Below are 12,891 nucleotides of genomic sequence, written 5' to 3' on the forward strand. Positions count from 1 at the left end.
CGAAGCAGCAGTTGCAATGAGCGCCCGATGGCCCTTAGAAGCGTGCTGACAAGACGCGCAGCGGAATGCGGGGCATGACAGGCAGGCTGACAGGTTTCATCGGAGAGATACTGCAGCGGCGCCTGGCCGCGCGGTGGCGACGGGCAAGCCTTGTTGCAGAGCGTGCAAACCTTGCGACGCTTCGCGCCATGCGCGCCTCGGGCCGGCAGCTTCGCGCCGAGATCGATGTGGCGCTCGGCGTCGTGGAGCGGCGGCTGGCGCATGCCGGCGGGCAGCCGGCGCGCATCCTGCGCCGGGCTGGCATGGACTGGGTCTGGCGTCCGGATCTGTGGAGCGGGCCGGTGCGTCCCTCGGGACTTGCGCCTGCGCCGCGCCACGCGACGTTAAGCCGGGACTGCAAGTTCTATCACGACTGCGCACTGGGCCAGATCGCGCTGCGCCAGGTGGCGAATGACCGTCCCGGCGACCTGAATCCTCACGGCTACGTCACCGAGGTGTTCGAGTTCGCCGGAAGCTTCCTTTCCCTCGTGATCGACCTTCCCGACGACGGCATGAAGGGGCTTTGCGCGCGCCATGTCTTGCGTCTGGAAACCGTGTTCGAGGCCGAGCGGCCGATGAAGGTCTATGCCAGGCTGAACCTGCGCCACGGCCCGAACACCGCGCAGATCACGCGCGAACTGAATCAGGGCGGCACCCCCGCAGAGGTCGAGTTTGACCTGGCCTATGCCGATGTTCCCTCCGATCAGATGGATCGTGCCTGGATCGACCTTTTCTTCGAGGACCCGGCCATGAACCGCATCGTGCTGCGCGACCTGACCGTGATGCGGATGATCCGCGCCGAGTACTGAGGAGACAACCTGACCCATGTTCGCAATCACGCAGTCCAGTCTCAATGCCGGCGTCTGGGAAGGGCAGATCGAAACCGACGATGACACCGCGCCCGAGATCGAGATCTTTCTTGGCGACAGGGTTCTTGGCGGGCTTGAGGTCCAGCAGTCCGGGGATCGCAGATGGGCGGCGCGTCTTCCCATCCCCTCGGATTGCATCGCGGACGGGGTGCGGACCTTCGTCGTGCGCACGCGCGGCGGTGGCTTGCCGCTCTGGCACTTTTCCCTGATCGCGGGGCAACCCGCCGAGTCGGAACTGCGTGCAGAAATCGCGCAGCTGCGGGCGGAACTGGATATCCTGAAGCAGGCCGTCCGGCGGCACCTTGCCGCGGGTCGGGGATGATTGCGGAAGTGACGCCGCGTTCGGGGTGACAGCGATCGTGCGGCGGGGCATTCTGCGCCCGCCCGGAGGCCCGCATGACCCAGTATCCGCATCTTTTGCGCCCGCTTGACCTGGGCCATGTGATCCTGCCCAACCGGGTCCTTATGGGCTCGATGCACACGAACCTTGAGGAGACCAGGGACTGGAATCGGGTGGCCGAGTTCTATGCGGCCCGTGCGCGCGGTGGGGTCGGCCTGATGGTGACGGGGGGCATGGCGCCGAACCGCGAAGGCGGTGTGTTCCCAGGTGCGGCGGGTCTTTTCTCCTCCGAGGACATGGCGAACCATCGTGTCGTGACGGAGCGGGTCCATGGTGCGGGCGGGCGGATCGCGATGCAGATACTGCACGCAGGCCGCTATGCCTATGGACCCGACTGCGTCGCCCCATCACCTATAAAATCCCCGATATCCCCCTACGCGCCGCGGGAACTGGACGAGGCAGGCATTGAAAAGCAGATCGCCGACATCGCGACCGCCGCAGCCAGGGCACGGGAGGCGGGATATGACGGGGTCGAAGTCATGGGATCCGAAGGCTACCTGCTGAACCAGTTCCTGGTCACTCGGACGAACAGGCGGACCGATCAGTGGGGCGGGTCCTACGAAAACCGGATGCGCCTCCCGGTCGAGGTCCTGCGCCGCGTCCGCGCCGCCGTGGGCCGGGACTTCATCGTCATCTTCAGGCTGTCGATGATCGATCTGCTGCCTGACGGTTCCTCTTGGGAAGAGGTCGAAACGCTTGCGAAGGCGGCCGAGGCGGCGGGGGCCTCGATCATCAACACCGGAATCGGCTGGCACGAGGCGCGGATTCCGACCATCGCCACCTCGGTTCCGCGTGCCGCATTCGCGTGGGTGACGCGCAAGCTGATGGGCAAGGTCGCGATTCCCCTGATCGCCTCGAACCGCATCAACACGCCGGAAGTGGCAGAGCGGGTTCTGGCAGAAGGCTGCGCCGACATGGTGTCCATGGCCCGGCCGTTCCTTGCCGACCCGGACTTCATCCGCAAGGCTGCAAGCGGACGCGCCCGTGAGATCGCGCCCTGCATCGCGTGCAACCAGGCCTGCCTTGATCACACGTTCGGCGGCAAGATCTCGACCTGCCTGGTCAATCCGCGCGCCTGTTTCGAGACCGAGCTTGTCCTGAAACCCGCAGGCGAAGTCCGGCGCATCGCCGTTGTCGGCGCGGGGCCCGCTGGACTGGCCTGCGCGCTGGCGGCGGCCGAACGTGGCCACGACGTAACCCTCTTCGAAGAATCGGATCGGATCGGCGGTCAGCTGAATCTTGCCAGGCGGATTCCGGGCAAGGAGGAGTTCGACGGCCTGCTGGACTGGTTCGGCACCATGCTGGAGCGTCGCAGGGTGACGCTGCGGCTGGGTGTCAGGGCAAAACCGGGCCTGCTGGACGGGTTTGATGACGTCGTGATCGCAACCGGCGTGCGACCGCGCGACCCCGCCATTCCCGCCACCCCGGACGCCCCTGTCTTCAGCTATGTTGACGTTCTGTCGGGAAGGGCGAAGATCGGGCCGCGGGCCGTTGTCGTCGGGGCTGGCGGGATCGGCTTCGACGTCGCGGAATACCTGGTCGAGGACGCCCCCAGCCCCACGCTTTCGCCGGGTGCATGGCAGGCGGAATGGGGCGTGATCGACCCGGCCGAGCATCGGGGCGGTGTGCGCGAGCCCGATCCCGCGCCGCCCAGAAGGCAAGTGACCCTGCTGCAACGGAAGCCGGAACGGCCCGGGCGGAGCTTGGGCAAGACCACCGGCTGGATCCATCGCGCCACTCTGCGCGCCAAGGGGGTCCGGATGTTGGGCGGGGTCAACTACGAAAGGATCGACGCGGGGGGGCTGCATGTCACATTCGGCCCCGCACGCGAAAATCCGACGCTGATCGAGGCCGACGGCGTAATTCTGTGCGCGGGTCAGTACAGCGAGACGGACTTGGCGCAGGCGCTGCGGGAAAAGGGGATCGAACCCCACGTGATCGGCGGCGCGGAGCGCGCGGTGGAACTGGATGCGAAGCACGCGATTGACCAGGGAACCCGCCTTGGTGCGAGGCTTTAGTGGTAAAGCTGTGGCGTTCGTTGGGCGCTTCTTGCGATCGGACAACACAAAACCAAACTCTTGTCTGCGTCGTACCCAATTCTTGCCTGAATTGGAGCCGATACCTGACCTTGGCGGGCGAATGTCGAGATAGGGTGTACAATGGATCGGCTGACCGAGATGGAGGCGTTTGCCACAGTTGTCGATCAAGGGGGATTTACCGACGCCGCCAAGAAGATGGGGATCTCCAAATCCGCCGTTTCCAAGCATGTGTCCGCACTTGAGGCGCGGCTTGGTGCACGGCTGTTGAACCGCACGACCCGTCGAGTTTCGCCGACCGAAATCGGCCTTGCCTATTACGATCGCGCGCGACGCGTGCTCAACGATGCCGGAGAGGCGGATGCGCTTGTGACCTCGATGCAGTCCGCGCCCTCGGGTCTTTTGCGCATTTCGGTGGCGACCGACTTTGGCGTGAACCTGCTTTCCCCGATTCTTGGCGACTTCCTGCTGGAGTACCCCGAGATCACGGTGAACATGGTCCTGAACAACCGCTACGTCGAGCTGATCTCGGAAGGATTCGACATGGCGATCCGTGTCGGAGAGCTTGAGGATTCGACGCTTCGGGCCCGCAAGCTGACAGACACCGCCAAACGCATGATCGGGTCGCCGTCCTACTTCGAACGATATGGGCGTCCGACCAAGATTGATGATCTGAACGAACACAAGCTGCTGCACTATTCGAACCAGGCGTCCGGCAACGTGTGGAAGATCACCGCGCCGTCGGGCGAAAAGCGTCAGGTGCGGACCGCCGGCTGGTTGACCGTGAATGATGGGCAGTCGCTTTTGAACGCGGCGATTTCCGGACTTGGCATCGCCTATCTCCCTTCGTTCCTCTACGCCGAAGCGATGCGTCACGGCCTGGTGGAAGAGGCCATCCCCGACCTGCCGGTGGAGACGCTGGGCATCTACGCGGTCTATCCGCCGGGGCGGTTTACGCAACCCAAGGTGCGTGCCTTCATCGACTTCCTGTCAGCGGCATTCGCCGAAAAGGGCCCCACGAACTGGTGAGCTGGCCTCCTGCGCGATCATCGGGGCGAGGCGAGAACCGCTTCGACCCGACGATTCTTGCGGCGGCCATCCTCGGTCAGATTGGAGGCGCGCGGGGCCAGGTACCCGACTCCGTCCGCGGCAAGCTGTGCCGGGCTGACGCCGAAATCCCGTATCAGGCGATCGACGACCGATCGGGCGCGTTTTTCCGAAAGCGCGATGTTTGCCGCAAGGCTACCCTCCGCATCGGTGTGGCCGACCAGGGTCAGCAAGGCCCCTGGATGCGCGACCAGATAATCCGCAAGCAGACTGAGCGAGGCGAAGTCGCCTTCGCCCAACTGGGAGGAGCCGGTCTGGAACACCAGGTCTTCCAGAGCCACCGCGCCATCCCGTTCCAGAGCCTCGGCAAGCGACGGGGGCTGCCCCTTGGCCGCCGCGGCGACGGCCCGCGCGATCGCAATCGGTCGGGTTTCTGCCGCGCCGATGCGGCTGAGCTGAACGAATCCCTGCTGGCTTGAGCGGCTGACCAGAAGCGTCACGAACTCGGGTCCCGTGGCGGCCTGGCGTTCGGCGCTGAGGTAAAGGAAATCGCCAAGATCCACGTGCATCTGCGGCTCGGGCAGGGTGTGGATCGCATAGCGAAAATCGAACCCGCCGCAGGCACTGGCCTGGCATTCGAAAATCGGTGTGAAGTCCTCTTCCAGCAGTTGCGAACGCAGTGCCGCAAATAGCTGCATCGTGGTTTCCGTGCCTTCGATCCGCCAGGCGGTCCGCGTCACCTGGCCCTGAACGGCACGGGTGGGCAGCTCGCCGTTCGTCCAGGGTCCTACCGGCAGGGCGAACCCCTCCATCGGCGCGACGCTGCCGCCGGATTCGACGGCGCCTTCGGGAAGCGACAGTGTCGGCGCGGCATTGCCGGCCAACGGCGCCGCGATCAGGCAGAGCGCAAGCGCCCCGGCTTTCACCGGTGGGCCCCGTGATATTCAGGATTGGGTTCCATCGCGGTCGCCGAGGCCACGCGGTTGGTCATGTTGAAGAACCCGGTGACCGAGGCGATGTCCCAGATGTCGCGGTCGCTGAAGCCGGCATCGCGCAGCGCCTGGCGATCCGTCTCCTCGATGCGCGAGGATGCCAAAGTCAGCTTCTCGGCAAATTCCAGCATCGCGCGCTGCCTCGGGCTCAACGCCGCCACGCGCCAGTTCATCACCAGCGCCTCGCCCAGAACCGGGTCGCCCGAAAGCTCGCGCACCGCGGCGCCATGGGCGACCTGACAATACCAGCAGCGGTTCAGCGACGATACCGCAACCGCGATCATCTCGCGCTCAAGCTTGGAAAGCCCGCTGTCGGCCAGCATCAGGCCGTTGTACATCGCCGTGAACGCGTTCAGCTTGCCTATGTCGAAGGCATGGGCCTTGAGCACATTGGGCACGAGCCCGAGCTTTTCCGCGCAGATGTCGAAATACTTCCGGGTGCCGTCCGGCAGCGGCGTGACCATGGGCAGGTCAAGCGCGGTGGGGCTGTTCTGTTCGTCTTTCAACTGCTCTTCCGACCTGTTCAGGTTCTGTGGATACGGTAATGATACTGTCCCACAATCCGCATTCCCAGGGAAGCATAGAGCGCGTTACCGGGCCCATTCGCCGCAGTCACCAATACGGCAAGGCGCGAAGCCCCGTGATCTTGTGCCCACAGGGCTGCGGCTCGCATCATCTTGACGGCGAGTCCTTGCCGACGCTCCCGTTCAACCACCACGAGTGCATGGAGCATCGCTGTGTCGCCGTGGATGGCGGCAAAGGCGGCCCCCGCCGCACGGTCGTTCACGCGGCCCAGGATCGCGGTCCTGGGTCCGGTCGCACGCTCCATCACCGCGATGCGAGCAGGGCCGATCCCGTCCTCGGCCCAGATTTCCCGCTGGATCTCAAGCGGGGGCCAGATCGTGAAGGTGGACAACGCCGGGGTCTCTGCCGCCAGTTCGGACAGGGGCGCCTCGTGGGCGTTCACCGGATCCTTCAAGCTGTAGCCCCTCGCCTCAAGCGCGGTATCCAGCGCCTTTTCGTCCGGCCGGATCAGGAACAGCGGCGTCTGGCCAAGCCTGCGATGGCAAGCCTCGGCGCGGTCGATGTCGGCATCGGTCCAGCCGTCCGCCGCGGTGGCAGAGGACACGCGCTGCCCGCCGCCCTTCCCTTCGCGCACGGTGAACGCCCCCGCCTGATGGCGCGCGGCAGCGGGCCAGGTCGCGTCGGTAAGGGCCAGGATGTCGGTCACCGCGCCTCCTTCGGAAACAGCGTCGACAGCCGGGTCATCGCGGCGTCGATCTGCCTGGCCTCGGTGCCGCGGATCACGATGTTGGTGCCATAGGCCCCGTTCTGGATGAAGGGGTAGGAGCCGATAGACAGATCGGGAAATTCAGCTGCCAGACCCGCCAGGCCTTCGGCGATCACGCCCTCGCCCTGGTCGATGCGCAGCGTCTGGCTGAGCACCGGCCGGCCGCCGGTCAGGCGCGGCAGCACCGAGGCGACCATTGCCTGGAAAATGCTGGGAACCCCGGCCAGGACATGAACGTTGCCGATGGAAAAGCCGGGGGCCGCGGAGATCGGGTTTTCGATCAGAACCGCGTCCGCCGGGATTCGCGCCATGCGCAGGCGAGCGGCATTGAACTCCAGCCCGCTGGCTGCGTAATGCGCGGCCAGAAGCGCCCGTGCGTCTTCGCGCACGTCAAGCGGCACGCCAAGGGCATGGGCCACGGCGTCGGCGGTGATATCGTCATGCGTCGGGCCGATCCCGCCCGAGGTGAACACATGGGTATAGGTTCCGCGCAGGGTGTTCAGAGCGTTCGCGATGGCTGCCACCTCGTCGGCGACGATGCGGATTTCCTTCAGGTCGATGCCCACGCGCGTCAGTTCGCCCGCCAGGAAATGCGCATTGCCCTCGCGCGTGCGGCCGGACAGGATCTCGTCCCCGATGATCAGGATCGCGGCTGTCGGGTTGGTCATGGGATCCTCCTTGAGGCGGTGCGGAACCGGTATAGGCGGGTGCAGGACGCCGGAAAAGGGCTGGCTCTGGCCAAGGGTGCATTTCTTTACTATCTAGAGCCCGAAATAAAGAGAGGGGAAAGCCGTTGGATGACCCGCGCGGCCGCATGACGAAGGATGGCATCAGGATCCATGAAGCGGCGGATTTCGCCGGGATGCACGCGGCAGGCAAGCTTGCGGCGGAGATCCTGGACGAGGTCGCGCCGATGGTCGCGCCCGGCGTCACCACCGGGGAACTGGACGACTACATCCGAACGAGGATCGAAGGTTCCGGCGCCAAATCGGCCACCATCGGCTATCGCGGCTATGCGCATGCCTCGTGCATCAGCGTGAACCATGTCGTCTGCCACGGCATTCCGGGTCCGAAGGTGCTTAAGGATGGCGACATCCTGAACATCGACGTCACCGTGATCGTGGACGGGTGGTTCGGCGACACCAGCCGGATGTACGTCGCCGGGTCGCTGAGCCGCAAGGCGGAGCGGCTGATCCAGGTCACCCATGACGCGCTGATGAAGGGGATCGACGCCGTTCGTCCGGGCGCGACATTCGGCGACATCGGTCACGCGATCCAGAACTACGTCGAGGCGCAGAGGATGAGCGTGGTGCGCGACTTCTGCGGGCACGGGTTGGGGCGGGTGTTCCACGCCCCGCCGAATGTCCTGCATTACGGCCGCCCCGGCTCGGGTCCGCGGCTTGAGGAGGGTATGTTCTTCACGATCGAGCCGATGGTGAACCTCGGACGGCCCGAAACCAAGGTTCTGGCCGACGACTGGACGGCCGTGACGCGGGACAAGTCGCTGTCGGCGCAGTTCGAACATTCCGTGGGCGTAACCGCCGACGGCTGCGACATCTTCACGCTGTCCCCGGCAGGAATTTTCCACCCCACCTGGTGACGCCGCAGCGCCCTTGCGTAGCGTCGGCACAACGCCGAAATCAAAGGCCGAGCAGCGCGGGCAGGTCCGTCATGCGATGGAACGGACGCGCGCCGACCGCCGCCAGCGCCGCGCCGTCGTCGTGGGGCGCGTAGCCCATACACGCCATCCCGGCGTCCAGCGCGGCGCGCGCGCCGGTCGCGCTGTCCTCGATCACGACGCAGCGCGCGGGTTCGGCCCGGAGCCGGTTTGCCGCGTGCAGATAAAGGTCGGGTGCCGGTTTCGGACGGGCGACATCCTCGCGCGAAAAGATGCGGCCCTGCAAACGCAGGTGCAGAGCCGGGTGCTGGCCCAGCGTGACGGCCATCTTGCGGTGCGGCCCGTTCGAACCCACTGCAAAGGGAATGCCAGCGGCATCCAGCGCATCGAACACCCCGATGATCCCCTCGATCAGCGGGGTTCCCGCGGCAAGGGCCTCGAAGATTTCGGCATAGACATCGTCCACCCAGCCGTCGTGAATCCGCGCCCCGTGCGTGCGTGCGGCTTCCGCAACGCCCAGCATCGTCCCGCCGCGAAATAGCGCCCTGACTAAGTCCGGCTCCATTGGCAGACCGTTTCGGGTCAGGTTCGCGGCGATGATCCGGTCGGTCAGTGGTTCGCTGTCGACGATGACCCCGTCGCAGTCGAACAGGACGGCGGCCGGTCTCATGCCGGGGCCCTGAGGATCGTCACGACGGTGTCGCCATAGCGCCGCTGGTCAATCAATTCGAAATCCTGCGGCACATCGGGCGCGGCGCCCTCCTCCCAGACCACCAGCGCGCGCGGAACGAGCCAGCCGCCCGCCAGCGCCGAGGCGAGTGCGGCCTCGCCCAGTTTCTTGCCGTAGGGCGGATCAAGAAAGACAAGCCCGTAGCCCGGTCCTCGGTTGGGGCCCAGGCGCGTTGCGTCGCGTCGCCAGACATCGGTGACGCCCATGGCCTGCATCTTTTCGATGTTACGGCGCAGAAGCGCGCGCGCCGCGGCGCCGTCATCCACGAAGGCCACGCGCGCCGCCCCCCGAGACAATGCCTCAAGCCCCAACGCCCCCGTCCCGGCGAACAGGTCGAGAACCCGCGCGCCGGTGACCGGGTCGCCGCGTCCCGCGTTCAGAAGCAGGTTGAAGATCGCCTCGCGGACACGGTCGGTCGTGGGCCTGAGATGCGCGGCCTCGTCGCCCGCGCCCACTTCGGCCAGCTTCAGGCCCCTGCGGGAGCCCCCGATGATCCTCATCGTCTGCTTCTCCAACTCAATTCGGCCAGTCCCGCGGCGCAGTTGACGCGAAGCTTGGCCGCGCGGCCATCCGCTCTACCATGATCTCGATGCCCTTGCGACCCCGCCAGGGGATCGGGCCGCGCGACTCGGTCCACAGCAAAAGGCACGCCAGCGCGACGTCGGCGAAACCGATCCCGTCATCGCGAAAACCATTCGGTCCGATCCGCGCCTCGAGCCAGTCGAGCGTTGCGGAAATGCGCGCGCCAGCCCGTTCGTCAAGATCGAAGCCCAGCCGATTGGGGCCAGAGGCGGCAAGCCCGGCCCAGTTCCGGTAGCGCAAGGCGGCAATCTGATCGCCAAGCGACAGGACGACCGCAAGCAATTGCCGCTCTGAGAGACCGGGCAAGACATCGCGCAGGCCAGTCGGTGCGGAGGGCCCTGCCGCCTCACCAAGTGCCATGAGCGCGATCTCGGTCGGGAAAAGCGCCGTCCCGTCACGGACAAGCACCGGCGCCTGGCCAAGCGGGTTCAGACCGAAGAAGGCGGGGGAAGGTGGGAACTCCGATATCTCCACTTCCGTCATGTCGAGCGCAAGTTCGCGCGCGACCACGCGGATCATTCGTGCGAAGGGCGAGCCGTCGATGTAATGGCAAGTCAGGCCCATCGCATGTACCGGCTTACTTCAGCAGCGCCTTCAGGTCCGTCGCGGGATCGGCGACGGCTGCGGGATCGGGCGACCTGCCCATCTCGATCAGGCGCTTGCCGACCATGTAGGCGCGGCTGTCGTTCATGGCGTCCAGCGCCAGCAGCTTGTCGCCCTGATAGTACCAGAAGCTGACGCTTCCGTCCTGGCCCTGCCGCGTCACGATCCTGTCGTAGCCGGCGTTCAGACCGGCGATCTGCAGCTTGACGTCGTACTGATCCGACCAGAACCAGGGTTTGGCGACATAGGGCTTCTGCGCACCCAGCATGTTTTCGGCCACAAGTTCGGCCTGGTCGATGGCGTTGCCGACGCTTTCCAGCCGGATGCGTCCGCCACTATGCGGGAATGAGGCACAGTCGCCGGCGGCCCAGATCGCGGGATCCGACGTGCGCCCGTGTTCGTCCGTCCTGATGCCGTTTTCGAGCGCGAGGCCAGCGGCCTCGGCCAGTTCGGTCGCCGGCGCAATGCCGACGCCGACGATCACGAAATCGACGGGAAGCTCGGTTCCGTCCGAGAGCCGCGCCGCCGTGACGCGGGTGTCGCCAAGCAGGCGTTCTAGCCCCGTGGCTTCAAGGACTTTTACCCCGTGTTCGCCATGCACCCTGCGGAACCAGGCCGAAGTTTCGGGCGCGGCCACGCGTTGCAGGATGCGGGGGGCCATTTCCACGAGCGTCACGTCAAGCCCGAGCTTGGACGCGACCGCGGCCGCCTCAAGCCCGATGTAGCCGCCGCCGATCACCAGCAGCCGGCGACCCGGCTGGAACTCTGGCGCCATCGCGTCTACGTCGGCAAGCGTGCGAACGGTATGGACGCCCTTGAGATCCCCGCCGATCGCGGCGGGCAGGCGGCGGGGAACGGACCCCGTCGTCAGCGCAAGCTGGTCATAATCAACGGTCTCACCGTCCACCGTCAGGGTTCTTGCCGCGGGGTCGATCGCGGTGACCCTGGCGCCAAGCTTCAGGGTCACGCCCTGATCCTCCCAGAACGAGGGCGCGCGCAGGTAGAGGCGCTCAAGTTCCATCTCGCCAAGCAGATAGCCCTTGGACAGCGGCGGTCGCTGGTAGGGCGGGGCGGGTTCCTCTCCGATCATCGTGATCGCGCCCTGGTAGCCCAGGCTGCGGAGTTTCGCAGCCAGAGAGGCGCCGGCCTGGCCCGCGCCCACGATTACGATTCCCGACATGCGCAATTCTCCTCTGGTCCCTGCCGCGCGCGACCCTATATCGCTCGGTCAGTCAAACGCAACTCTTGGGAGATTCGCATGGCAATCTCGGTCGGAACGCTGCTGCCCGAAGCGATGCTGCTGGAAATGGGTGCCGAAGGCCCCGCGATGGTCAGCTTGCGCGAACGTCTGAAAGGCCGCCGCGTCGTGATCTTCGGGCTTCCGGGGGCTTTCACCGGAATCTGCTCGACCTCGCATGTTCCAAGCTTCATCCGGACGCGCGATGGCTTTGCAGCCAAGGGCGTGGACGAGGTGATCTGCCTCGCGGTCAACGACCCCTTCGTCATGCAAGCCTGGGGTGAGGCGACGGGCGCGCAGGCGGCCGGGATCACGATGCTGGCCGACCCGGCCGGCGACTTCACTCGCGCCATCGGGATGATCTACAGCGCACCCGATCGTGGCCTGATCGACCGATCGAAGCGCTATGCGCTGATGGCCGAGAGCGGCGTGGTCAAGGTCTGGCATCCCGAACCCGATCGCGGTTGCAGCATTTCGGGCGGCGAGGCGCTGCTGGAGGCGATCTGAATTCCAAGCCGCTGGCGGTTCGCCATTGGCTGACCTATCTTCGGCATGCAGATCAACGCGCGGAGGCTACTTTTATGACGATAGAGGTTGGCGGGCGTTTGCCCGAGGCAACATTTGTGAAAATGGGGGCCGAAGGGCCCGAGCTTGTGCAGCTTTCGGAGCTGACACAGGGGCGCAAGGTGGTGCTGTTTGCTCTACCGGGCGCATACACCGGCCCTTGCTCGACGATCCATGTCCCAAGCTTCGTGCGCACCGCGGACGCGTTTCGGGCGAAAGGCGTCGAGGACATCTATTGCGTTTCGGTCAACGACCCCTTCGTGCTCAAGGCCTGGGGCGAGGCGACGGGCGGAACGGCCGCCGGCATCACCTTCCTGGGCGACGCAGGCGGCAGCTTCACCCGCGAGCTGAAAATGGACTTCACCGCGCCGCCGATCGGGCTGCACGGCCGCTCGAACCGTTACGCGGTCGTGCTTGAGGACGGCGTCATCACCGCGGCCAATGTCGACAAACCCGGCGTTTGCGACATCTCGGTCGGCGAGGCGCTGTTGGAAAAGATCTGAAGAAGGGGGCCTAGGCCCCCTTTTTCGCATGCAACTCGCAAAGGCAGGTCACGGGTTCCGAATGATCCTGTTGCACGTCGGCTTGTCCCGCCAGCTTGTCCATGCGGCGCGCAAGTGTCAGGTCCAACCCGGACAGCCCGCCGCAATCGTGCGTCGTCAGGGTCACGTCCACCGTGTTGTAGATATTGGTCCATTCAGGGTGGTGGTTCAGCTTTTCGGCCACCAGCGCCGCGCGTGACATGAAGCCCCAGGCTTCGGAAAAGCTCTTGAACTTCCAAATCTTCCTGATCGCGTCACGGTCCGGCACTGCGCGCCAGCCGGTTTCCCCCAAAGCGGGAAGGTCGTCCGTGCGCTCTGCCTTCGTCAGCAGTTCTGCCATC

Annotated in this window: 16 protein-coding genes; 7 read left to right on the forward strand and 9 right to left on the reverse strand. The window is 65.7% G+C overall.

Annotated features, from left to right (window positions below; translation table 11 throughout):
• Window positions 1–74 precede the first annotated feature (74 nt).
• The 4 genes from OEW28_RS04355 to OEW28_RS04370 all read left to right on the forward strand — a co-directional run bounded on the left by OEW28_RS04355 (window position 75) and on the right by OEW28_RS04370 (window position 4,373).
• Complete coding sequence (locus OEW28_RS04355; protein WP_263733482.1) at window positions 75–848, forward strand: DUF6478 family protein; 774 nt, start codon at window positions 75–77, stop codon at window positions 846–848.
• A 16-nt stretch (window positions 849–864) separates the two neighbouring features.
• Complete coding sequence (locus OEW28_RS04360) at window positions 865–1,230, forward strand: hypothetical protein (protein ID WP_263733483.1); 366 nt, start codon at window positions 865–867, stop codon at window positions 1,228–1,230.
• Between the two features lie 74 nt (window positions 1,231–1,304).
• Complete coding sequence (locus tag OEW28_RS04365) at window positions 1,305–3,326, forward strand: NADPH-dependent 2,4-dienoyl-CoA reductase (protein ID WP_263733484.1); 2,022 nt, start codon at window positions 1,305–1,307, stop codon at window positions 3,324–3,326.
• Between the two features lie 141 nt (window positions 3,327–3,467).
• Window positions 3,468–4,373, forward strand: coding sequence for a LysR family transcriptional regulator (locus tag OEW28_RS04370; RefSeq protein ID WP_263733485.1), 906 nt, complete (start codon window positions 3,468–3,470; stop codon window positions 4,371–4,373).
• 17 nt (window positions 4,374–4,390) lie between these two features.
• Here OEW28_RS04370 and OEW28_RS04375 read toward each other — a convergent pair whose 3' ends face one another.
• The 4 genes from OEW28_RS04375 to OEW28_RS04390 are packed head-to-tail and all read right to left on the reverse strand — an operon-like array spanning window position 4,391 to window position 7,342.
• Entirely contained in the window at window positions 4,391–5,317 is a 927-nt protein-coding gene (locus OEW28_RS04375; protein ID WP_263733486.1) for an OmpA family protein, read from the reverse strand.
• Window positions 5,314–5,847 carry a peroxidase-related enzyme gene (locus tag OEW28_RS04380; protein WP_263734373.1) on the reverse strand — a complete coding sequence of 178 codons (534 nt, stop codon included), beginning with the start codon at window positions 5,845–5,847 and terminating at the stop codon, window positions 5,314–5,316. Before OEW28_RS04380 ends, OEW28_RS04375 begins: the two co-directional genes overlap by 4 nt.
• 59 nt (window positions 5,848–5,906) lie before the next feature.
• Window positions 5,907–6,614 carry a GNAT family N-acetyltransferase gene (locus OEW28_RS04385; protein WP_263733487.1) on the reverse strand — a complete coding sequence of 236 codons (708 nt, stop codon included), beginning with the start codon at window positions 6,612–6,614 and terminating at the stop codon, window positions 5,907–5,909.
• Complete coding sequence (locus tag OEW28_RS04390) at window positions 6,611–7,342, reverse strand: competence/damage-inducible protein A (RefSeq protein ID WP_263733488.1); 732 nt, start codon at window positions 7,340–7,342, stop codon at window positions 6,611–6,613. The genes OEW28_RS04385 and OEW28_RS04390 overlap by 4 nt, the downstream gene beginning before the upstream one ends.
• Before the next feature lie 146 nt (window positions 7,343–7,488).
• Here OEW28_RS04390 and map point away from each other — a divergent pair, with 146 nt between their 5' ends.
• Window positions 7,489–8,274, forward strand: coding sequence for a type I methionyl aminopeptidase (gene map / locus OEW28_RS04395; RefSeq protein WP_263733489.1), 786 nt, complete (start codon window positions 7,489–7,491; stop codon window positions 8,272–8,274).
• Between the two features lie 40 nt (window positions 8,275–8,314).
• On the opposite strand, the gene OEW28_RS04400 is transcribed toward map, so the two are convergent.
• From OEW28_RS04400 to OEW28_RS04415, 4 genes are read right to left on the reverse strand one after another with little or no spacing between them, the layout of a single operon-like run.
• Entirely contained in the window at window positions 8,315–8,962 is a 648-nt protein-coding gene (locus OEW28_RS04400) for an HAD family hydrolase (RefSeq protein ID WP_263733490.1), read from the reverse strand.
• Entirely contained in the window at window positions 8,959–9,522 is a 564-nt protein-coding gene (gene rsmD / locus OEW28_RS04405) for a 16S rRNA (guanine(966)-N(2))-methyltransferase RsmD (protein WP_263733491.1), read from the reverse strand. The genes OEW28_RS04400 and rsmD overlap by 4 nt, the downstream gene beginning before the upstream one ends.
• A gap of 16 nt (window positions 9,523–9,538) precedes the next feature.
• On the reverse strand, window positions 9,539–10,168 hold the full coding sequence (locus tag OEW28_RS04410) for a glutathione S-transferase family protein (protein WP_263733492.1): 630 nt from the start codon (window positions 10,166–10,168) through the stop codon (window positions 9,539–9,541).
• A 13-nt stretch (window positions 10,169–10,181) separates the two neighbouring features.
• Window positions 10,182–11,387, reverse strand: a complete 1,206-nt coding sequence (locus OEW28_RS04415; protein WP_263733493.1) for an NAD(P)/FAD-dependent oxidoreductase — start codon at window positions 11,385–11,387, stop codon at window positions 10,182–10,184.
• Window positions 11,388–11,465: 78 nt separating this feature from the next.
• Here OEW28_RS04415 and OEW28_RS04420 point away from each other — a divergent pair, with 78 nt between their 5' ends.
• Complete coding sequence (locus OEW28_RS04420) at window positions 11,466–11,951, forward strand: peroxiredoxin (protein ID WP_263733494.1); 486 nt, start codon at window positions 11,466–11,468, stop codon at window positions 11,949–11,951.
• 74 nt (window positions 11,952–12,025) lie between these two features.
• Complete coding sequence (locus tag OEW28_RS04425) at window positions 12,026–12,511, forward strand: peroxiredoxin (RefSeq protein ID WP_263733495.1); 486 nt, start codon at window positions 12,026–12,028, stop codon at window positions 12,509–12,511.
• Window positions 12,512–12,521: 10 nt separating this feature from the next.
• Here the strand turns inward: OEW28_RS04425 and OEW28_RS04430 are convergent, their stop codons facing one another.
• Entirely contained in the window at window positions 12,522–12,890 is a 369-nt protein-coding gene (locus OEW28_RS04430; RefSeq protein WP_318527492.1) for a 4a-hydroxytetrahydrobiopterin dehydratase, read from the reverse strand.
• Window position 12,891 lies beyond the last annotated feature (1 nt).

Origin of the sequence: Albidovulum marisflavi, assembly GCF_025751435.1 — a bacterium.
GTDB classification, from domain to species: Bacteria; Pseudomonadota; Alphaproteobacteria; order Rhodobacterales; family Rhodobacteraceae; genus Albidovulum; species Albidovulum marisflavi.

Bases quoted from the DNA above. Each gene is read 5' to 3' on its own strand.
- OEW28_RS04425 (WP_263733495.1), top strand. From the start codon at position 12,026: ATGACGATAGAGGTTGGCGGGCGTTTGCCCGAGGCAACATTTGTGAAA.
- OEW28_RS04365 (WP_263733484.1), top strand. From the start codon at position 1,305: ATGACCCAGTATCCGCATCTTTTGCGCCCGCTTGACCTGGGCCATGTG.
- OEW28_RS04380 (WP_263734373.1), bottom strand. From the start codon at position 5,847: ATGGTCACGCCGCTGCCGGACGGCACCCGGAAGTATTTCGACATCTGC.
- map (WP_263733489.1), top strand. From the start codon at position 7,489: ATGACGAAGGATGGCATCAGGATCCATGAAGCGGCGGATTTCGCCGGG.
- OEW28_RS04420 (WP_263733494.1), top strand. From the start codon at position 11,466: ATGGCAATCTCGGTCGGAACGCTGCTGCCCGAAGCGATGCTGCTGGAA.
- OEW28_RS04415 (WP_263733493.1), bottom strand. From the start codon at position 11,387: ATGTCGGGAATCGTAATCGTGGGCGCGGGCCAGGCCGGCGCCTCTCTG.
- OEW28_RS04360 (WP_263733483.1), top strand. From the start codon at position 865: ATGTTCGCAATCACGCAGTCCAGTCTCAATGCCGGCGTCTGGGAAGGG.
- rsmD (WP_263733491.1), bottom strand. From the start codon at position 9,522: ATGAGGATCATCGGGGGCTCCCGCAGGGGCCTGAAGCTGGCCGAAGTG.
- OEW28_RS04355 (WP_263733482.1), top strand. From the start codon at position 75: ATGACAGGCAGGCTGACAGGTTTCATCGGAGAGATACTGCAGCGGCGC.
- OEW28_RS04430 (WP_318527492.1), bottom strand. From the start codon at position 12,890: ATGGCAGAACTGCTGACGAAGGCAGAGCGCACGGACGACCTTCCCGCT.
- OEW28_RS04410 (WP_263733492.1), bottom strand. From the start codon at position 10,168: ATGGGCCTGACTTGCCATTACATCGACGGCTCGCCCTTCGCACGAATG.
- OEW28_RS04370 (WP_263733485.1), top strand. From the start codon at position 3,468: ATGGATCGGCTGACCGAGATGGAGGCGTTTGCCACAGTTGTCGATCAA.
- OEW28_RS04400 (WP_263733490.1), bottom strand. From the start codon at position 8,962: ATGAGACCGGCCGCCGTCCTGTTCGACTGCGACGGGGTCATCGTCGAC.
- OEW28_RS04390 (WP_263733488.1), bottom strand. From the start codon at position 7,342: ATGACCAACCCGACAGCCGCGATCCTGATCATCGGGGACGAGATCCTG.